The sequence below is a fragment of the Citrobacter sp. Cpa228 genome (assembly GCF_030333085.1).
Lineage (GTDB): Bacteria > Pseudomonadota > Gammaproteobacteria > Enterobacterales > Enterobacteriaceae > Citrobacter > Citrobacter pasteurii.
Genome location: NZ_JAOWGQ010000043.1, coordinates 380,037 through 398,325, shown reverse-complemented (window position 1 = coordinate 398,325; position 18,289 = coordinate 380,037). Strand labels below are relative to the sequence as shown.

General features: G+C 51.4%; 19 protein-coding genes, 1 tRNA gene and 1 pseudogene. 8 read left to right on the top strand and 13 right to left on the bottom strand.

The features are described from left to right. Nucleotides 1-2 precede the first annotated feature (2 nt). Nucleotides 3-680: an isochorismatase family protein gene (locus tag OGX91_RS11190; RefSeq protein WP_005123590.1), complete on the top strand. Its 678-nt coding sequence runs from the start codon at nt 3-5 to the stop codon at nt 678-680. A 149-nt stretch (nt 681-829) separates the two neighbouring features. Continuing rightward, nucleotides 830-917 (top strand) — tRNA-Ser (locus OGX91_RS11185). A gap of 325 nt (nt 918-1,242) precedes the next feature. Here OGX91_RS11185 and rlmC read toward each other — a convergent pair. From rlmC to OGX91_RS11135, 10 genes are all read right to left on the bottom strand, one after another. Further along, on the bottom strand, nt 1,243-2,370 hold the full coding sequence (gene rlmC / locus OGX91_RS11180) for a 23S rRNA (uracil(747)-C(5))-methyltransferase RlmC (RefSeq protein WP_040233929.1): 1,128 nt from the start codon (nt 2,368-2,370) through the stop codon (nt 1,243-1,245). A gap of 41 nt (nt 2,371-2,411) precedes the next feature. After that, complete coding sequence (locus OGX91_RS11175) at nt 2,412-2,900, bottom strand: YbjO family protein (RefSeq protein ID WP_005123594.1); 489 nt, start codon at nt 2,898-2,900, stop codon at nt 2,412-2,414. A 59-nt stretch (nt 2,901-2,959) separates the two neighbouring features. After that, on the bottom strand, nt 2,960-3,805 hold the full coding sequence (gene potI, locus OGX91_RS11170; protein ID WP_040233928.1) for a putrescine ABC transporter permease PotI: 846 nt from the start codon (nt 3,803-3,805) through the stop codon (nt 2,960-2,962). Beyond that, on the bottom strand, nt 3,802-4,755 hold the full coding sequence (gene potH, locus OGX91_RS11165; protein ID WP_199948040.1) for a putrescine ABC transporter permease PotH: 954 nt from the start codon (nt 4,753-4,755) through the stop codon (nt 3,802-3,804). Before potH ends, potI begins: the two co-directional genes overlap by 4 nt. A 9-nt stretch (nt 4,756-4,764) precedes the next feature. Continuing rightward, a complete protein-coding gene (gene potG / locus OGX91_RS11160; protein WP_005123599.1) occupies nt 4,765-5,898 on the bottom strand; it encodes a putrescine ABC transporter ATP-binding subunit PotG in 1,134 nt (377 codons plus the stop codon). Between the two features lie 137 nt (nt 5,899-6,035). Next, nucleotides 6,036-7,148 (bottom strand): spermidine/putrescine ABC transporter substrate-binding protein PotF, encoded by a 1,113-nt coding sequence (potF, locus tag OGX91_RS11155; protein WP_005123601.1) that lies wholly within the window; start codon nt 7,146-7,148, stop codon nt 6,036-6,038. A gap of 430 nt (nt 7,149-7,578) precedes the next feature. Next, nucleotides 7,579-8,055, bottom strand: a complete 477-nt coding sequence (locus OGX91_RS11150) for a type III secretion system chaperone family protein (RefSeq protein ID WP_005123602.1) — start codon at nt 8,053-8,055, stop codon at nt 7,579-7,581. A gap of 90 nt (nt 8,056-8,145) precedes the next feature. Then, complete coding sequence (gene rimK, locus OGX91_RS11145) at nt 8,146-9,048, bottom strand: 30S ribosomal protein S6--L-glutamate ligase (RefSeq protein ID WP_005123604.1); 903 nt, start codon at nt 9,046-9,048, stop codon at nt 8,146-8,148. Between the two features lie 59 nt (nt 9,049-9,107). Next, entirely contained in the window at nt 9,108-9,830 is a 723-nt protein-coding gene (nfsA, locus tag OGX91_RS11140; RefSeq protein WP_005123605.1) for a nitroreductase NfsA, read from the bottom strand. Then, nucleotides 9,814-10,104: a DUF1418 family protein gene (locus tag OGX91_RS11135; protein ID WP_040233924.1), complete on the bottom strand. Its 291-nt coding sequence runs from the start codon at nt 10,102-10,104 to the stop codon at nt 9,814-9,816. The genes nfsA and OGX91_RS11135 overlap by 17 nt, the downstream gene beginning before the upstream one ends. Before the next feature lie 172 nt (nt 10,105-10,276). On the opposite strand from OGX91_RS11135, the gene OGX91_RS11130 reads away from it, so the two are divergent. Continuing rightward, nucleotides 10,277-10,540: a GrxA family glutaredoxin gene (locus tag OGX91_RS11130; protein ID WP_005123606.1), complete on the top strand. Its 264-nt coding sequence runs from the start codon at nt 10,277-10,279 to the stop codon at nt 10,538-10,540. A gap of 34 nt (nt 10,541-10,574) precedes the next feature. Here OGX91_RS11130 and OGX91_RS11125 read toward each other — a convergent pair whose 3' ends face one another. Then, nucleotides 10,575-10,955, bottom strand: a complete 381-nt coding sequence (locus OGX91_RS11125; protein WP_040233923.1) for an inner membrane protein YbjM — start codon at nt 10,953-10,955, stop codon at nt 10,575-10,577. 269 nt (nt 10,956-11,224) lie between these two features. On the opposite strand from OGX91_RS11125, the gene OGX91_RS11120 reads away from it, so the two are divergent. Further along, nucleotides 11,225-12,910, top strand: a complete 1,686-nt coding sequence (locus tag OGX91_RS11120) for an aspartate:alanine antiporter (protein ID WP_040233921.1) — start codon at nt 11,225-11,227, stop codon at nt 12,908-12,910. A 259-nt stretch (nt 12,911-13,169) separates the two neighbouring features. Further along, nucleotides 13,170-13,646, top strand: a pseudogene (locus tag OGX91_RS11115) (SDR family NAD(P)-dependent oxidoreductase); the annotation flags it as partial. Nucleotides 13,647-13,660: 14 nt separating this feature from the next. On the opposite strand, the gene OGX91_RS11110 reads toward OGX91_RS11115, so the two are convergent. Then, complete coding sequence (locus OGX91_RS11110; RefSeq protein ID WP_286626257.1) at nt 13,661-14,575, bottom strand: DMT family transporter; 915 nt, start codon at nt 14,573-14,575, stop codon at nt 13,661-13,663. A 103-nt stretch (nt 14,576-14,678) separates the two neighbouring features. On the opposite strand from OGX91_RS11110, the gene OGX91_RS11105 reads away from it, so the two are divergent. Beyond that, complete coding sequence (locus tag OGX91_RS11105; protein WP_286626255.1) at nt 14,679-15,593, top strand: LysR family transcriptional regulator; 915 nt, start codon at nt 14,679-14,681, stop codon at nt 15,591-15,593. Between the two features lie 6 nt (nt 15,594-15,599). On the opposite strand, the gene OGX91_RS11100 is transcribed toward OGX91_RS11105, so the two are convergent. Next, the gene (locus tag OGX91_RS11100; protein WP_286626253.1) at nt 15,600-16,148 is read right to left on the bottom strand and encodes a TetR/AcrR family transcriptional regulator; all 549 of its coding nucleotides are present in this window, start codon (nt 16,146-16,148) and stop codon (nt 15,600-15,602) included. A gap of 85 nt (nt 16,149-16,233) precedes the next feature. Here OGX91_RS11100 and OGX91_RS11095 point away from each other — a divergent pair, with 85 nt between their 5' ends. Continuing rightward, nucleotides 16,234-17,442, top strand: coding sequence for an MFS transporter (locus tag OGX91_RS11095; RefSeq protein WP_286626251.1), 1,209 nt, complete (start codon nt 16,234-16,236; stop codon nt 17,440-17,442). Continuing rightward, nucleotides 17,442-18,257, top strand: coding sequence for a Cof-type HAD-IIB family hydrolase (locus tag OGX91_RS11090; protein WP_286626249.1), 816 nt, complete (start codon nt 17,442-17,444; stop codon nt 18,255-18,257). The genes OGX91_RS11095 and OGX91_RS11090 overlap by 1 nt, the downstream gene beginning before the upstream one ends. Nucleotides 18,258-18,289: the final 32 nt, after the last annotated feature.

Below are 18,289 nucleotides of genomic sequence, written 5' to 3'. Positions count from 1 at the left end.
CTATGTCCAGCCCTGCAAACTTTAATGGTTCACGTCCGGTCATCGATGTAAATGATTCCGTTATGCTGCTTATCGATCACCAGAGCGGACTTTTCCAGACCGTCGGCGATATGCCCATGCCAGAACTGCGTGCGCGTGCTGCCGCGCTGGCTAAAATGGCCTCCCTGGCGAAGATGCCGGTGATTACTACGGCATCTGTACCGCAGGGGCCTAACGGTCCGTTGATCCCAGAGATCCACGCTAATGCGCCACATGCCCAATACGTGGCGCGTAAAGGTGAAATCAACGCCTGGGATAACGAAGACTTCGTGAAAGCCGTGAAAGCGACCGGTCGTAAGACGCTGATCATCGCCGGTACGATCACCAGCGTATGCATGGCTTTCCCGGCCATCAGCGCGGTTGCGGAAGGCTACAAAGTTTTCGCAGTGATCGACGCTTCCGGTACTTACAGCAAAATGGCGCAGGAAATCACCCTGGCTCGTGTCGTTCAGGCAGGCGTAGTCCCGATGGATACCGCCGCCGTCGCGTCTGAAATTCAGGGGACATGGAACCGTGAAGACGCCGCTGAATGGGCGGAAGTGTATACCAAGGTCTTCCCTGCTTATCAGTTGCTGATTGAGAGTTACAGCAAAGCCCAGGAAGTCGTCACCAACGGTGAAAAACTGGACTCTCAGCGCTGATCTTATCCTCCGTGCCTGCCCGGGCGGAGGAATATGTACATTGCGTAACCAAACGAGAGTGAACACGTAAATTCTGCTTGACCGTTTTAGCGCAACTCCCTATAGTAGCGCCCCGTTGCCCCCCAAGCGGTCAGGCAGCAATACAATATGGTGAGGTGTCCGAGTGGCTGAAGGAGCACGCCTGGAAAGTGTGTATACGGCAACGTATCCGGGGTTCGAATCCCCGCCTCACCGCCATATTTGAAGAAGAGCTCGTACGCAAGTACGGGCTTTTTTTTCGCATATTGCATTTGCCGGATGCGGTGCAAGCACCTTATCCGGCCTACGAATGACGAACAACCTGTAGGCCTGATAAGCGAAGCGCCATCAGGCAAGTCAGTTATTGTCGGCTGAGCAGCGTTAACACCCGCCTCACCGCCATATTTTAAGAAGAGCTCGTACGCAAGTACGGGCTTTTTTTTCGCATGTTGCATTTGCCGGATGCGACGCAAGCGCCTTATCCGGTCGACGAATAACAAACAGCCTGTAGGCCTGATAAGCAAAGCGCCATCAGGCATGCCATTTATCGCCGACTAAGCAGCGTCAACACTTCGTAGTGTGCAGTGTGCGGAAACATATCGAAAAGCTGAACGCGCTCAATGCGATACCCTGGCAATTCACGAATATCCTTCGCCATGGTTTGCGCATTACAGCTGGAATAAACGATAAAACGCGGTGCCATGTGAGAAAGAAAATCACACAGCGGTTTGCCAATTCCCCGACGCGGTGGATTCACCAGCACCAGGTCCGGTACTTCGCCCTGAGCGGTAGCAAACTGAGTTGAGTCCAGCGCCTGAAAATGCAGATTCTGCAACCCAAGTTCCTGCGCCGACTGCTTCGCGCAGGTAATCGCCTCTGGCGCGATTTCAATCCCCGTCAGTTTCATCTGCGGCGTGGCGCAGTGCAGCCCAAACCCCCCAACACCGCAAAACAGATCCCACATGTGATTAACAGGTAGCTGACGCACCCAGTCGCGCGCCGTGGCATATAGCTGCCCCGCCACGAGCGGATTGGTCTGGAAGAAGCTCTGCGGACGGATCCACAGCGGTACGTCGTTAAAACGTTCGGCCAGTGCCTGCTGTTCGGTCAGGAAGATTTCTGTCTCCCCTTCCATAATCGCCATATGCACAGGCTGGATATTGACACTAATGACTTTTAGCTGCGGTAACTGTGCCTGCAGCCACGGTAGCGCCGTACGCAGCTGTGCCAGTTTCGCGTCGGAACGCAGGACAAAACGCAGCATCATACCGCCATCAAACTGGCTTTCCGTTAACAGCAGATATTTCAGTTCTCCACGTTTACGCGCCACGTTATAGGGCGTCAGCCCCGCGCGGGCGATAAACGGTTTGAGTGCGGCAAATACGGGCGCAAAAGACTCAGGATAAAGCGGGCAGTCGCACAAATCCTCAGGCGTACCGTCACGATGCAGCATTCCCAATAGCGGTTTCTCCACGCTGCCGCTAACCACCATTTTAGCTTTATTACGAAAAGCGCTTTCCGGGCCGCTGACTGGCGCGCACCATTCACCGACTGGATAATCGGCCAGCAGATTTTGCAGATCGGCTGTTTTGGCGAAGAGTTGATCGGCGACAGGCTGTGCTATCCACTGACAGGAGCGACAGCGTTCAGCGTCATAAAGTGCGCACTGCATACAAAAACCTACAAATTAACCGGGGGCCAGAATTATACACGTTATTGCAAGCGGAAGAACCGCCTGCTGGACGCAGGAATAAACAGCAGTAGCAACACCAGCATATCCGGCAATTTTTGCATCACCAGCGTATGCAGAATTTCACGTCTGGACTCCCCCGCAATACTGAACAGTTCCGGATATCCGTAGCCCAGCGAAGCCGCCCACAGATAGACGCTGGCGATAATCTGGGTCAGCAGATAGATCCAGCGGGCCCAGTTCCGTCCTTTGACCAGCGAAAATGCGCAGTAAATTTCGATAAATAGCAGCACCAGACTGCCAAGAAATACCAGCGTCAAATTCCAGGTCTGCACACTGCGATGAATAAACTCACTGGTTCCACGAAACCCAAGCGTATTAAAAATCATCAACAGATCGAGACAGCGGATCATGATGATAGCCAGCGCCGCCACCTGCACAAAAGCAGGGACGTTTAAGCGAGCATGTGATGTGGATGATTTCTTAAAAAATCCCAACGCGTCGTCTTCCATGAAAACGGCGCAACCACCACAGCTGCGCCGTATAGACAGATTGGCAGATTTTAGTTTTTTCAGCCGCGTCTTGCACGTTGGATATCGCGTATCCGTTGTTTTTCTGTTCGCGCCATCAGATACCACGCCATAAATCCGATAATTCCTACCACGCCAAGGATCAGCGTCGCCAGTGCGTTGATCTCTGGGTTAACCCCCATACGTACGCTGGAGAACACCAGCATCGGTAACGTTGTGGCTCCAGGACCAGAGACAAAGCTGGCGATAACCAAATCATCCAGCGATAGCGTAAAGGCCAGTAACCAACCGGAAATGACCGCCGGCATAATCATCGGCAGCGTAATGACGAAAAAGACCTTCAGCGGCGTCGCACCGAGATCCATCGCCGCTTCCTCAATGGAGTGATCCAGTTCGCGCAAACGCGAGGAAATCACCACCGCTACGTACGCCGTACAGAAGGTGACGTGCGCCAGCCAGATGGTCAACATACCGCGATCCGCCGGCCAGCCGATGGCATGAGCCAACGCCACAAACAGCAGCAGCAGCGACAAACCGGTAATGACATCCGGCATGACCAGCGGCGCGGTGATCATAAAGGCGAAACCATTCGAACCACGAAAACGACCAAAGCGCACCATCACCACAGCGGCGATGGTGCCAAGGATCGCCGCCATCGTCGCAGCACAGGCAGCAATCGTTAAACTCATGCCGACGGCACTCATCATTGCAGTATCGTGGAAAAGTTCACCGTACCAGCGTGTTGACCAACCCGCCCACACTGTCACCAGCTTAGAGCTGTTAAACGAATAGATAACTAACATCAGCATGGGGGCGTACAGGAAAGTAAACCCCACGACCAGGATAAAGATCCGCCACGGCGAGCGGACGACCGGCAAGTTATTCATCCGTGTTCCCCCACGCTTTTCTGCTGATACTTATGGAACCACATGATTGGCACAATCAGTAACAGCAACATAATGATGGCAACCGCAGACGCTACCGGCCAGTCACGGTTATTGAAAAACTCCTGCCATAGCACACGGCCGATCATAATGCTGTCCGGCCCCCCAAGCAGTTCCGGAATAACAAATTCCCCTACCGCCGGGATAAACACCAGCATTGAGCCAGCGATAATCCCGCCTTTGGTTAACGGTACAATCACGCTAAAAAAGGTTTTCAACGGCCGTGCGCCCAAATCCAACGCCGCTTCCACCAGCGAATAGTCAATGCGCGTCAGTGCGGTATAAATCGGCAGCACCATAAAGGGCAAATAGGCATAAACAATACCGATATAAACCGCCAGGTTGGTATGCAGGATCGTCAATGGCTGATCGATAACCCCCAGCCACATCAGGAAATTGTTCAGCACCCCGTTATTTTTCAGGATCCCCATCCAGGCATAGACGCGAATCAAGAAAGAGGTCCAGGAAGGCAGGATCACCAGTAACAGCAAAATATTGCGTGTAGAAGGCTTGCTGTGTGCCACCGCCCACGCCAGTGGGTACCCCAACAACAGACAGCAGATCGTCGAAATCCCCGCTACCTGCAAAGACTGCAGGTAAGCATCGAAATAGAGCGGGTCGTCCGTCAACTGCAGGAAGTTACCTAAATTGAGCGTAATAGATAGCTGACCATCGGCCCATGCCACAAGGTCAGTGTACGGCGGTATCGCCCGTGCCATTTCTGACAGGCTTATCTTGAAGACAATCAGAAACGGCAATAAAAACAGGAGAACCAGCCACACATACGGCAACGCGATCACCAGCTTGCGACCATGTTTCATTTGCAACTGCGACATATACAGCGTGAAACGGTTCGCTTTTTCGGCACGTGCCGGAGGTTCAAGTGTACTCATCTTCGCTCCTTAAACCGTCAACACCACACAGCTGTCCGCATCCCAACACAAACGTACCTCGTCACCCCAGGTCGGTAGCCCCTTGCGATAGCGATGTTCGTTTTGCAGCTGGGCACTCAACATCTGGCCGCTTTTTAAACGCACGTGGTACACCGACAAATCGCCCAGGTAGGCAATGTGCACCACCTCACCCACCGCAAAGTTATAGCCATCCGGCGGAGGGGCATCACAGAGCATGATTTTTTCCGGACGAAGCGCGACATACACCGGGACGTTATCGACAACAGAAGCATCTGCGTCCACTTTCAGCGGATGCACCAGACCTGGAGACTCTATAATCAAACCATCTTCCTGACGTTCTTTCAGTAGCCCCTCAAAAACGTTTACCGAACCGATAAACTCTGCGCTGTAGCGCGTGGTCGGATGCTCGTAGATCTCTTCCGGCTCGCCGATCTGCACAAATTTGCCGCGGTTCATGATTGCAATGCGCCCTGCCATGGTCATGGCTTCTTCCTGGTCGTGCGTCACCATCACGCAGGTCACCCCTACACGCTCAAGAATATCAACCACTTCCAGCTGCATGCGGTCACGCAGTTTTTTATCCAAAGCGCCCATCGGTTCATCCAGCAGCAGCAGCTTCGGGCGTTTCGCCAGGCTACGCGCCAGTGCCACGCGTTGACGCTGACCGCCTGAAAGCTGATGTGGCTTACGTTTGGCGAACTCCTGCATGTGCACCAGCCCGAGCATCTCATTCACCCGGCTAGCGATTTCTGCTTTCGGCAGCTTGTCCTGCTTGAGTCCAAAGGCAATATTCTGTTCCACCGTCATATGTGGAAACAGAGCGTAGGACTGAAACATCATATTAATTGGGCGCAGATAAGGTGGGACATGCGCCAGATCGACACCGTCCAGCATGATTTGCCCGGTAGTCGGCAGCTCAAACCCCGCCAGCATGCGCAACAGGGTTGATTTACCACAACCGGACGCACCCAGCAGGGCAAATATTTCGCCTTTGTAGATAGTGAGATTGACGTCATCGACGGCGTGCTGACCGTCAAATGACTTCGTCAGGTTGCGAATTTCAAGCAGCGGGGTCAGCGCCTTGCGGATTTTCGCTTGTGGGCGTGGGGTTGCATCATTCACTCAAGTGCTCTCCGGCATAAATAAAGAAACAGTGCAAATAACGCACCTTATTGGTGCGTATTGCCGGGTTTTGTGTGTCCGGGATCGGCACTGCCCGGCAGGCGTAAATCCTGCCGGGTCACGTCCCGTACATCAGGTTATTTCCCGCTTTTTACCTTCGTCCAGGCGCGAGTACGGACACGATCAATCTTCGGATCCTGAACTTTCAGCGTGAACAGCTTGGCGCGGACATCCGCAGGCGGGTAAATACCAGGATTGTCGCGAACTTCCTGGCTGACCAGTGCTGTCGCTTCTTTGTTGGCATTGGCATAGAACACGTGGTCGGAAATATGCGCAATCACATCAGGGCGCAGCAGGTAATTGAGGAACTGATAGGCTTCGTCTTTGTTTTTCGCATCTGCAGGCATCGCGAACACATCAAAGAACGCCATCGCCCCCTCTTTGGGAATCGAGAAGGAGATATTGACGCCATTTTTCGCTTCTTTCGCACGGTTTGCGGCCTGCCATACATCCCCTGCCCAGCCAATCGCGACACAGGTATCACCATTTGCCAGATCGTTAATGTATTGCGAGGAGTGGAAATAACGGATATTCGGACGCAGTTTCAACAGCAAATCGGTTGCCGGCCCGGTGTAATCATCCGCTTTGGTACTGTTTGGATCTTTACCCAAATAGTTCAGCACAGTGGCAAACACTTCTTCAGGCGCATCGAGGAAAGAGACACCGCAGCTTTTGAGTTTTTCCAGATTCTCCGGTTTCAGGATCAAATCCCAGCTGTTAACCGGGGCATCCGCACCCAGCACCGCTTTAACTTTATCCACGTTGTAGCCAATACCGGTGGTTGCCCACATATACGGCATAGCAAACTTATTGTCTGGATCGTGTTTACCCACCAGTTTCAGCAGTTCAGGATCGAGGTTTTTCCAGCCTGGCAGTTTGCTCTTATCCAGGGGCTGAAAAACGCCCGCGGTCAGTTGCCGTTCGAGGAAACTGGCTGACGGGACAACAAGGTCAAAACCGGTGCTGCCAGCCATGAGCTTACCTTCCAGGACTTCATTGGAATCAAATACGTCATAAATAACTTTAATTCCGGTCTCTTTTTCAAAATTAGCCACCGTATCCGGGGCAATATAATCAGACCAGTTATAAATATGCAGCGTTTTTTGTTCAGCAGCGAGCGTGCCGGCAGAGATGGCCATCAGAGCACCCGCAACCAGGCCTGATAACCATTTTTTATTTAATGCGGTCATAATCTCTTTCCTTCTGAAAGTTCGTTAACAAACGAACAAAAAAGTCACACTCTAATGATATGCAAGAAACGTGCATATTATTTCATTCGGCACCAATGAAAGAGAGGTCTCTCTCCCCGCCGCTATTGCTCGCTGATATCCGCTGACTCATTCAACATGCATACAGCCACAGATAGCTCATAGTGGACACATTGAACGGTGACGTTTATAAGCCTTGCAAGAATAACTTTAGCCAGGATTCGAGGATATAGCCCAGATAAAAAAACGTCTTTTATCAATTTTTTATGCAGGTTTTGTCTATGACGTAAAGCGATAGAGACTGAATCGAAGTGAATAATTCTTTAAGAAAAGGTTAAATGCAGAATAAAAACGTGAAATACGCAACCGCTCTGGCAGCGGCTACGCTATAGATACCCAAAATCAGGAACGATTAATGGAGGAAATGCACCTCTGCATTGCCGTTTTGCCCGTCTTCTTCGGCATTAAACAACAACTGATGTGCCCCGGCTTCAAGGATCACCATCGATATCTGTTCTTCGCTCTGACGCACAAAACATTCAAACTGTTCAAACGTCACACCCGGCATAACGGATAACGACTGACAAACCACCAGCTTTGGCAGATTATCATCCTGCATATCCAGAAAGGCCTTTACCGTCAGCGAGCTGGCATTGATTGCGGACAGATCGGCGGCCAGCGGCAGCAGCGCTGAAGGTCTGACTTCCGCCATCGCGGAAAATAGAATGACGTTATCCACCAGATCAATTTTTGCATCAAAAATGCCATCGAAGTTCTGCATGTGCGGTAAATGCAGCGCCTGACAGGTATCACATTCAAAAAAACTCATGCCCAGGTCGTCGAGCCATTGACGCAACGTATCCAGAGTGGGAACGACCAGTGATGTCATAATAATGTGCGACCTCTATTGATGAAAAAATTACCGGCACAGCTTACGCAAAAAGACCGTGTCATACCACGATCGCTATCGATATTGCGTTTAGCCGCCGATTTTAAGACAAAATTCAGGAGTAGCATGACGCTCGATCCACTGGATCATTCGCGCAGCAATATCTATCCCTGTGGTTTTTTCCACGCCCTCCAGCCCTGGAGAAGCGTTGACCTCCATAACCAGCGGTCCGCGTTCTGCACGCAGGATATCGACGCCAGCAACATCAAGCCCCATCGTGCGGGCAGCTTTAAGCGCAATGTCCCTTTCCTGCAGCGTGATATTGGCAATAGTGGCGACCCCGCCGCGATGCAAGTTAGAACGAAAATCGCCCTCTTTCGCCCGGCGCTCAATGGCGGCCACCACCTCGTCTCCCACCACAAAACAGCGAATATCTCGCCCCTTCGCCTCTTCGATATATTCCTGGACCAGAATATGGGCATTCAGACCACGAAATGCATCCACTACGCTCTCTGCGGCCTGGCGCGTTTCGGCCAATACCACACCGATTCCTTGAGTCCCCTCCACCAGTTTCACCACCAGCGGTGCACCGCCGACCATATCAATCATATCGCTGGTATCGTCCGGCGAGTGGGCTATTCCGGTAATGGGCAGGTCAATTCCCTGTCGCGCCAACAGTTGTAACGAACGCAGCTTATCGCGTGCGCGGGTAATCGCTACTGACTCATTCAGCGGATAGCTACCCAGCATCTCAAACTGGCGTAATGCCGCCGTACCGTAGAAGGTAATGGCTGAGCCAATTCTTGGAATGACCGCGTCAAAATGGGGAAGCTGGCGGCCTTTATAATGGATAGAAGACGCTGCCGGGCTAATGTTCATATAACAAGAAAGAGGATCGATAACTTCAACCAGGTGACCGCGTTGCATCGCCGCTTCACGCAGGCGTTTGCAAGAATAGAGCGTTCCATCCCGGGACAAAATGGCAATTTTCACCCTGCACCTCTCTAAAAGACCTGGTAAAAGCTGGCGTATCATACACTGGGTTAAACGCTTTAGCGCGTCGCCCATCCCTGTTTATGTAAATATTCCAGGATAAAGGGACGGCTTTCTTTAATGATGGTGCGGCGAATATGATCGCTCCAGGTATCGCGACGCGTGTTGCTACCACGGGTCAGATAGTACTGCGCAAGCTGTTCGTCATATTGCGACAAAACATCCTGATCGAGCGGCTGGTAATGGTTTTCATGCACCACCAGTGTTGCTGGCAGCCGGGGCTTGATGTCCGGGTTATCCGCAGGCCAGCCGAGACACAGGCCAAACAGTGGCAAAACATGCTTCGGCAGCGTCAGTAATTCCGTTACCGGCTCAATATTGTTGCGCAGACCGCCAATGAACACACCGCCAAGTCCCAGCGATTCAGCCGCTGTCAGCGCATTTTGCGCCATCATCGCCGTATCAACCACGCCAAGCAACAGTTGCTCCGCCAACCCCAGTTGCGCATCGGGGCAAATCTGCAAATGGCGATTAAAATCAGCGCAAAAAACCCAGAATTCAGCGGCCTGTGCGACGTGCTTTTGTCCTCCGGATAAGGTCACCAGGGACTCACGCAGACTTTGATCGGTAATACGAATTATCGTCGTGCACTGCAAAAAACTTGAGCTTGATGTCCCTTGAGCGGCAGCAATAATCGCCTCACGCTGTGCGTCCGAAATACTTTCATCGGTGAAATGGCGAATGGAACGGTGGCTGCGAAGTAAATCAATGGTTGGAGTCATCTTTTTTTTCTCTGGCTGAATGGGAAGAAGCGTCGGGAGCACGCGGCATCAGCTGCGGTGCCAACAGCTGCGCAATGCGCAACATCAATACCACCGCGGCGGGAAGCATCAGCAGCACGCCCAGAAATATCATTACCACGCAGGCTAACGGGCTGCTAAGCGGTGCGGGTAAGGTGAGATAATCGTTAAGCGATAGCAGCGCCAGCGATAACAAAACCATCCCTATTATTTCCAGCATCAATACACTTTTGGGTAATACACCAATTGTGCGCATAAGCGGCCTCCCGGCGAAATGGCTTTCATTATAAAACGTTCCGCCTTGTCGTGTTTAACAGTTATAGCTTGAGGATATCAAAGCAACAGGCTGAACCTGCTTTCCATCCGTCACAAATCGCGGCATCATAACAAGTATTGCCATCCGGCCTGATAAGCTCGAGGAGAGAGAGATGTTTGCCGTTATTTTTGGTCGCCCAGGGTGCCCGTATTGCGTGCGCGCAAAAGAATTAGCAGAAAAATTAAGCAATGAGCATGACGATTTTAACTTCCGCTACATTGATATCCATGCCGAAGGTATTACTAAAGCAGATCTGGAAAAAACGGTAGGTAAGCCAGTTGAAACCGTTCCGCAGATTTTCGTTGATCAACAACACATCGGCGGCTGCACGGATTTTGAAGCGTGGGCAAAAGAGAATATGAATCTGTTCGCCTGATAACTGTTTCTACGCCCTCCGCTGGAGGGCGTCATCAGTTTTTTTTCCGCCGCTGACGCTGGTTGAATAAGCTACTGATAAATAAAAAACACAATGCCCCAAGCGCACACCAAAACACTGCACTGAACAACCATGCCAGCTCTTGCCACAGCGAACGCGTCGGCATAAAAACGAACCGCATCAGTAACAAACAGCACGGCGCTGCCAGTATTGCACCAAGAAGGGGTTTGAGCACCTCGCGACGGTGGGAGAAAAAGCTTGCCACAGCGCCAGGCAGAATAAAAAACAACAACCCGACCTCAGGATGCCCAGCCGCTCTAAATGCGCCTTTCATATTCAGCGTCAATGAAAGACACACTACAATAAAGAGCACAAAGCAGCAGATCGCACCCGCCCAACTTTGCTTATGTTTCAATCGTTCCTCCTGACATCCTCTCTATCGAACACTCTTTTCGCCCGTAGGCGTCCAGTCAGATAAAGTTACTCGGCATTCCATGCCAAAAACACACCCACACGATTCTTATAGCCGTTGATACGTAATGAGATTAAACTAGCCGCATATATTGTCGTGCTGCATTATTTGGGGCTGTGTACGATGCTGTCGCCCCTTAATTTCTGGCAAAAACATTAGCGTAAATTGCCATTTCTTTCAATAGCTTACTAGTAAACAAGAAGTTAGCCTCCGTGAATATAAACGTCGCAGATTTGTTAAATGGGAATTACATCCTGTTATTATTTGTGGTCCTGGCTCTGGGCCTGTGTCTGGGTAAATTACGCCTGGGTTCAGTCCAACTCGGTAATTCCATTGGCGTTTTAGTGGTCTCCCTATTATTAGGTCAGCAGCACTTTAGTATTAACACTGACGCATTAAATCTTGGCTTTATGCTGTTTATTTTTTGTGTCGGGGTGGAAGCCGGTCCCAACTTTTTTTCGATTTTTTTTCGGGATGGGAAAAATTACCTGATGCTTGCACTGGTGATGGTCGGTAGTGCACTGCTGATCGCCCTGGGACTGGGTAAGCTATTTGGCTGGGATATCGGCCTGACGGCAGGCATGTTGGCTGGTTCAATGACGTCTACGCCCGTTCTGGTCGGCGCGGGCGATACGTTGCGCCATTCAGGGATGGAAGGTACACAGCTATCCACCGCCCTTGATAACCTGAGCCTCGGTTACGCCCTCACCTATTTAATTGGGTTGGTCAGTCTGATTGTTGGCGCGCGCTATCTGCCAAAACTGCAGCATCAGGATCTGCAAACCAGCGCCCAACAAATCGCGCGTGAGCGTGGGCTCGACACTGACGCCAACCGTAAGGTTTATCTACCGGTGATCCGCGCCTACCGTGTCGGCCCGGAACTGGTTGCATGGGCTGACGGGAAAAATCTGCGCGAGCTGGGCATCTACCGCCAGACCGGTTGTTATATTGAACGTATCCGCCGCAACGGTATTCTGGCCAACCCGGACGGTGACGCAGTGCTGCAAATGGGCGATGAAATTGCCTTAGTGGGCTACCCGGATGCACATGCTCGCCTCGACCCCAGCTTCCGTAACGGTAAAGAGGTGTTCGATCGCGATCTGCTCGATATGCGTATCGTCACTGAAGAGATTGTGGTGAAAAACCACAATGCCGTAGGTCGTCGTCTGGCTCAGTTGAAGCTGACCGACCATGGCTGCTTCCTGAACCGCGTGATCCGCAGCCAGATCGAGATGCCCATTGACGACAACGTCGTACTTAATAAAGGCGATGTATTACAGGTCAGTGGCGATGCGCGCCGTGTGAAAACCATTGCCGATCGTATCGGCTTTATTTCAATTCACAGCCAGGTGACCGATCTGCTGGCTTTCTGCGCATTCTTTATTATTGGCCTGATGATCGGGATGATCACCTTCCAGTTCAGTAACTTCAGCTTCGGTATCGGCAACGCGGCCGGATTGCTCTTCGCCGGAATTATGCTGGGATTCCTGCGTGCTAACCATCCAACGTTTGGCTACATCCCTCAAGGTGCGCTGAACATGGTCAAAGAGTTTGGCCTGATGGTCTTTATGGCTGGTGTCGGCTTAAGCGCAGGTAGCGGCATTGGTAATGGCCTCGGCGCAGTGGGTGGCCAAATGCTGATTTCGGGTCTGATTGTCAGCCTGGTTCCAGTAATCATCTGTTTCTTGTTTGGGGCTTATGTATTGCGCATGAACCGGGCCCTGCTGTTCGGGGCGATGATGGGGGCGCGTACCTGTGCGCCAGCAATGGAAATCATCAGTGATACCGCGCGCAGCAACATTCCTGCTTTAGGCTATGCGGGCACATACGCGATTGCTAACGTTCTGTTGACGCTGGCGGGGACACTCATCGTCATCATCTGGCCTGGCATCGGTTAGAACTGTTTTTTTGCTTTTAATGAAAATTTTTGCAGGTAAGCAGAACTTTTCTTAAAGGCGTCAGTCATAACTATTGCCACTGCTTTTCTTTGATGTCCCCAATTTGTGGAGCCCATCAACCCCGCCGTTTTGGTTCAAGGTTGATGGGTTTTTTGTTGCCTGGATTTTAGCTCCCCCCCCGAAATTCCTCCCCAAATTTGCAGCATGCCGGTTATGGCACATACTTTTACTCGGTGCTAAATGGTGATGGGGGGTTGCTATGTTACTCGCAGGCAAAGTCACGGTGATCTTCGGTGGCAGCGGCGCTATTGGTAGTGCAGTTGCGCATACTATGGCGCGCGAAGGTGCCCATGTGTATCTGGGCGCGCGCCGTCAGGAAAAGCTGGATTGGACCGCCAGCAGCATCAGAACGGCGGGTGGCGCAGTCGAAACTTTTATTACCGATGTTCTCGACGAACACGACGCATCAAAACAAGTTACTCGCCTTATCCAGCAAACCGGTGGAATAGATGTGGTGGTCAACGCGACCGGTTTTATGCATGAGCAGGGCAAGCGCATCGAGGCATTATCCCTCTCCGGTTTTATGAGCGGTATCACCCCTTTCCTCTCGACACAGTTCAATATCGCAAAAGCCGTAACGTCACACATGGGCGGCAATCGTGCGGGCTTTATTCTTACCGTTGTCGCTCCCGCAGCGCCTATGGCAATACCAGAACACCTCGGACACATCGTCGGCTGATTTCGACCTTTTCACACCGAAGGCTGCTGCGCCGCATTGTATTTTGTCGAGCGAGAACACAGCGTAATACCGCAGACGATAACCAGCGCGCTTACCAAATGATATGAATGCAGCGTGACGTTTAAAAATACTACGCTGAAGAACCCTCCACTCAGTGGAATCAAATGCGAATAGATTTCACCGCGCGTGGCACCAATGGCGCTAATGCCTTTGTTCCACAGTAAGTATGAAAACCAGGAAGGGAAAATAATCAGATAGGCTAATCCGGTTATGACCTCATAATTTGCATAATGATGCCAGTCAGGCATGCCATTGCGCATCAGTTCAAAGCCCAGAACAGGAATAAGCGCGATAGCACCCAATAGTGCACTGACGGCAACAAATGCGTTTCCCTTCACCGCTCGCGGTTTAATCCGCAGAAAAGCACAATAGACCGCCCAACTGAGCGCTGAACCCATAGTCCAGAGATCGCCCTGATTCAGATGATTAAGCACCTGCGCATGTTTCAGATCTCCCTGTGACACCAGCCAGATAACACCAAGGGTACTGAGGATCACTCCGGCAATATTGCGCGTGGAAATAAGCTCGTTAAAAAAGAGCTTATTAATAAGTAATACTATCGCGGGCGTCGTCGACATATAAATTGCGGCATTCAATGATGACGTGTATTGCAGGCCAATGTACAAGGTCAACGGAAAAAGAACCTGACCACAAAGCGCCAGGAATGCGATAGTGCCAAAGGATCTTTTCATCATTGGCCACTGTTCTGCGACCTGGCGAAAATAAAGCGTCATTAACACCAGAGCAGTAAAAATCCAGCGTGCTGCTGATAAAACGATAGGATTAACATCAGCGACCAATATATGGCCAACCACATAGTTTCCGCCCCAAAAACAGGCTGCCAGACTGAGTAAAATATAGGGCATGTTATCCGCCTTGTTGTCACATTCTCTGTATTACAACAAGGCTACGGCGGCGTCAGAATGAATGCTAATATAACCTTTTTATCCAGGTGGATAGATTAAAACTATGAAATTTACGCTCAGGCAACTGGAATTTTACATTGCACTTACAGAAACATTACAAATTTCCAAAGCTGCAGCGCGTTGTCATATCTCCCAGTCATCAATGACCATTGCCATGCGCAACCTGGAAGAAGCGCTAAACGTACAGCTTTTTGTGCGCTATCCCAAAGGGGTCAAGCTTACCGTCGAGGGTGAGCGCTTTCTGAATCATGCCTGTAACATTATCAACAGCAGTCGCGTTGCGATTGATTCCCTGCAAGATACAAGTGATATCCTTACCGGAATGGTGCGTATCGGCGTCGCAGAAACGCTCTCCGCTTATCTGATACCTGATATTCTTGGCGACATTGAACGCCGTTTTCCTCTTCTTGAGATCGTTTTTCATGAAGCCACAGCGCCAGAATTAATACAGGCACTGCGGGACAAACAGGTCGATTTTTGTCTGCTGCTTACCTCAAACATCAGCCACGACGCCGATCTGGATATCGAAACCTTTATTCGCTCCCAGCGACGTCTGTGGACGTCGATCGGACATCCGCTACAGAGCCAGTCCTCTATCCGGTTGAAAGATGTTGGCAAGTTGCCGTTTTTACTGCTGGAAACCGACAAGTATCCTGACGTCATCACAGAGTACTGGCAACAGCGTGGCTACGTACCCAACATCTGCTTTCGCAGCAACTCTTTTGAGGCGGTACGCAGCCTGGTTGCCAAAGGCCGAGGGATCACCATTTTATCCGATCTGGTATATCGCCCGTGGTCACTGGACGGACTGCGCGTTATGCGCAGAACGATTGATGATTTTATTACTTACATGGATGTCGGCACCGTTAAAGCAACACACCAACCGCTGACCACCGAGGCTGGAAAAGTCATCGATTTTTTACGTCAGGTGATTACCCGCCTCGACAAACCTTATTGATACAGCTCAAGAACGTGGCAGCCCGGCAATACGCGCCACCATCAGCAAGATATCTTCTCGCTGCAGCGGTTTTTTGTCCGTGACAAAATGCAGCGTCATCCCCTCGATAAACGCATCCAGCGCCCGCGCGGTAATCGGTTCGAACCACTGCTCCAGCGTCTGCTGACTGCGTAACATCCAGTTTTGCATAACCGTCTTTAACGCCGGTTTACGACTGGCAAACGCATACAATTGGTACATGAGTTCCATATTACCAGGCGTCGTGACCTGGGAGCTATAGATCATATCGGTAATGGCATGGCAGGCCTGTGGCGCATTTTCAACACCGGCAAAAAATGCCTGATATTGCACAGACATGGTGTCAGTAAAACGCTCGAATGCCTCCATTAAAAGCTCATCTATTCCCGAAAAGTAATAGGTCATTGAGCCCAGCGGCACCTCGGCAATCATGGCGATTTTCCGGTGTGTAACCCCATGAACACCATGGATTATAACCGCATCCAGCGTGGCCTGGACTATTTTATCCCGTCGTTGTGGATCGTTCGCGCGTCGCACTGCATTACCTCTTCTTGCATTTGTGTACAAATGTACACAACCTTGCTAATGTTGTCTTCTTCCCTCTTTTCTTTGGCTCGAATTCATGACTGGCATCTCATCACGCAAAGCCTTAAGACGCCGTATGTGGGCGCTTTTCACGTTCTTCTTTTTACCAGGATTATTAATGGCTTCCTGGGCGACGCGTACCCCTGCCATCCGAGATATCCTCTCTATTTCCACCGCTGAAATGGGCGCGGTGCTGTTTGGACTCTCAATTGGCTCGATGAGTGGCATTCTTTGTTCGGCCTGGCTGGTGAAACGATTTGGCACGCGAAACGTCATCCGCGCCACCATGTCATGCGCGGTTCTGGGAATGACAATTCTCAGCCTCGCATTATGGCTGCATTCCGCCTGGCTGTTTGCGTTTGGTCTGTGCGTGTTTGGCGCCAGTTTTGGCGCGGCTGAAGTGGCCATCAACGTCGAAGGCGCAGCGGTTGAGCGCGAAATGAATAAAACCGTGCTGCCGATGATGCATGGTTTTTACAGCCTGGGAACGCTGGCGGGCGCAGGCGTCGGGATGATGCTTACCGCCTTCAGCGTCCCGGCAACCGCGCATATTCTGCTGGCGGCGCTGGTAGCTCTCACCCCTATCTTCATCGCCATCAAGGCGATTCCTGACGGCACGGGTAAAAATGCCGCTGACGGCTCTCACTCCAGCGAAAAAGGCTTGCCATTCTATCGCGATATCCAGTTATTGCTGATTGGCGTCGTGGTGCTCGCAATGGCATTTGCTGAAGGTTCTGCCAACGACTGGCTTCCATTACTGATGGTTGATGGGCATGGATTTAGCCCGACATCTGGATCGCTGATTTATGCCGGCTTTACGCTCGGTATGACCGTCGGGCGCTTCACCGGCGGCTGGTTCATCGACCGCTACAGCCGTGTGACAGTGGTACGCGCCAGTGCGCTGATGGGCGCACTCGGTATCAGCCTGATCATTTTTGTCGACAGCACATGGGTAGCCGGAGTTTCCGTTATTCTGTGGGGACTCGGCGCGTCGCTCGGCTTCCCACTGACCATTTCGGCTGCCAGCGACACCGGCCCCGATGCGCCAACCCGCGTCAGCGTTGTCGCAACCACCGGCTATCTGGCGTTCCTGGTTGGACCGCCGCTGCTGGGCTACCTGGGTGAACACTACGGCCTGCGCAGCGCCATGTTGGTTGTGCTGGCGCTGGTGCTTGTCGCCGCCATCGTAGCGAAGGCTGTAGCTAAACCGGATGTCAAAAATACCACTGTGATGGAGAACGGCTAATGGGTATCAAGTTAATTGCAGTAGACATGGACGGTACGTTTTTAAGCGACCAAAAAACCTATAATCGTGAGCGGTTTATGGCGCAGTACCGTCAAATGAAAGCACAAGGGATCCGTTTTGTGGTCGCCAGCGGCAATCAGTATTACCAGTTGATCTCTTTTTTCCCCGAACTGGCCGACGAAATCTCATTTGTGGCGGAAAACGGTGGCTGGGTGGTCAGCGAAGGGGAAGATATTTTTAACGGTGAACTGGCAAAAGACGATTTCCAGACCATCGTGGAGCATCTGCTGACCCGCACGGACATTGATATTATCGCCTGCGGTAAAAGCAGCGCCTACACCCTGAAGCAGTACAGCGATGAGCATAAATCCATCTCTGCCATGTATTATCACCGTCTTGAGTTTGTCGATAACTTCGACAACATCAACGATGTATTCTTCAAATTTGGCCTGAATATCTCCGACGATCGCATTCCCCAGGTACAGGCAGATCTTCATGAGGCGATTGGCGGCATTATGGTACCGGTGCATACCGGATACGGCAGTATCGATTTAATTATTCCTGGTGTTCATAAAGCCAACGGTCTACGCCTGCTGCAACAACGCTGGAATATTACCGACGATGAGGTTGTCGTGTTTGGCGATGGCGGAAATGATATTGAGATGCTACGCCAGGCTGGATTTAGCTTCGCAATGGCCAACGCTCACGAACCTGTTGTTCTGGCAGCAAAATATCGTGCGGGTTCGAATAACGAAGAAGGCGTGCTGAATGTTATAGATCGCGTACTAAAAAATGAGGCGCCCTTTACCCGTTAACGCATCAGCACAGACGGCAACAAAAGGACAGC

Excerpts from the sequence above, each read along its gene's own strand:
- OGX91_RS11190 (WP_005123590.1), top strand. The coding sequence starts at position 3 with ATGTCCAGCCCTGCAAACTTTAATGGTTCACGTCCGGTCATCGATGTA.
- rlmC (WP_040233929.1), bottom strand. The coding sequence starts at position 2,370 with ATGCAGTGCGCACTTTATGACGCTGAACGCTGTCGCTCCTGTCAGTGG.
- OGX91_RS11175 (WP_005123594.1), bottom strand. The coding sequence starts at position 2,900 with ATGGAAGACGACGCGTTGGGATTTTTTAAGAAATCATCCACATCACAT.
- potI (WP_040233928.1), bottom strand. The coding sequence starts at position 3,805 with ATGAATAACTTGCCGGTCGTCCGCTCGCCGTGGCGGATCTTTATCCTG.
- potH (WP_199948040.1), bottom strand. The coding sequence starts at position 4,755 with ATGAGTACACTTGAACCTCCGGCACGTGCCGAAAAAGCGAACCGTTTC.
- potF (WP_005123601.1), bottom strand. The coding sequence starts at position 7,148 with ATGACCGCATTAAATAAAAAATGGTTATCAGGCCTGGTTGCGGGTGCT.
- OGX91_RS11150 (WP_005123602.1), bottom strand. The coding sequence starts at position 8,055 with ATGACATCACTGGTCGTTCCCACTCTGGATACGTTGCGTCAATGGCTC.
- nfsA (WP_005123605.1), bottom strand. The coding sequence starts at position 9,830 with ATGACTCCAACCATTGATTTACTTCGCAGCCACCGTTCCATTCGCCAT.
- OGX91_RS11135 (WP_040233924.1), bottom strand. The coding sequence starts at position 10,104 with ATGCGCACAATTGGTGTATTACCCAAAAGTGTATTGATGCTGGAAATA.
- OGX91_RS11130 (WP_005123606.1), top strand. The coding sequence starts at position 10,277 with ATGTTTGCCGTTATTTTTGGTCGCCCAGGGTGCCCGTATTGCGTGCGC.
- OGX91_RS11110 (WP_286626257.1), bottom strand. The coding sequence starts at position 14,575 with ATGCCCTATATTTTACTCAGTCTGGCAGCCTGTTTTTGGGGCGGAAAC.
- OGX91_RS11105 (WP_286626255.1), top strand. The coding sequence starts at position 14,679 with ATGAAATTTACGCTCAGGCAACTGGAATTTTACATTGCACTTACAGAA.
- OGX91_RS11095 (WP_286626251.1), top strand. The coding sequence starts at position 16,234 with ATGACTGGCATCTCATCACGCAAAGCCTTAAGACGCCGTATGTGGGCG.
- OGX91_RS11090 (WP_286626249.1), top strand. The coding sequence starts at position 17,442 with ATGGGTATCAAGTTAATTGCAGTAGACATGGACGGTACGTTTTTAAGC.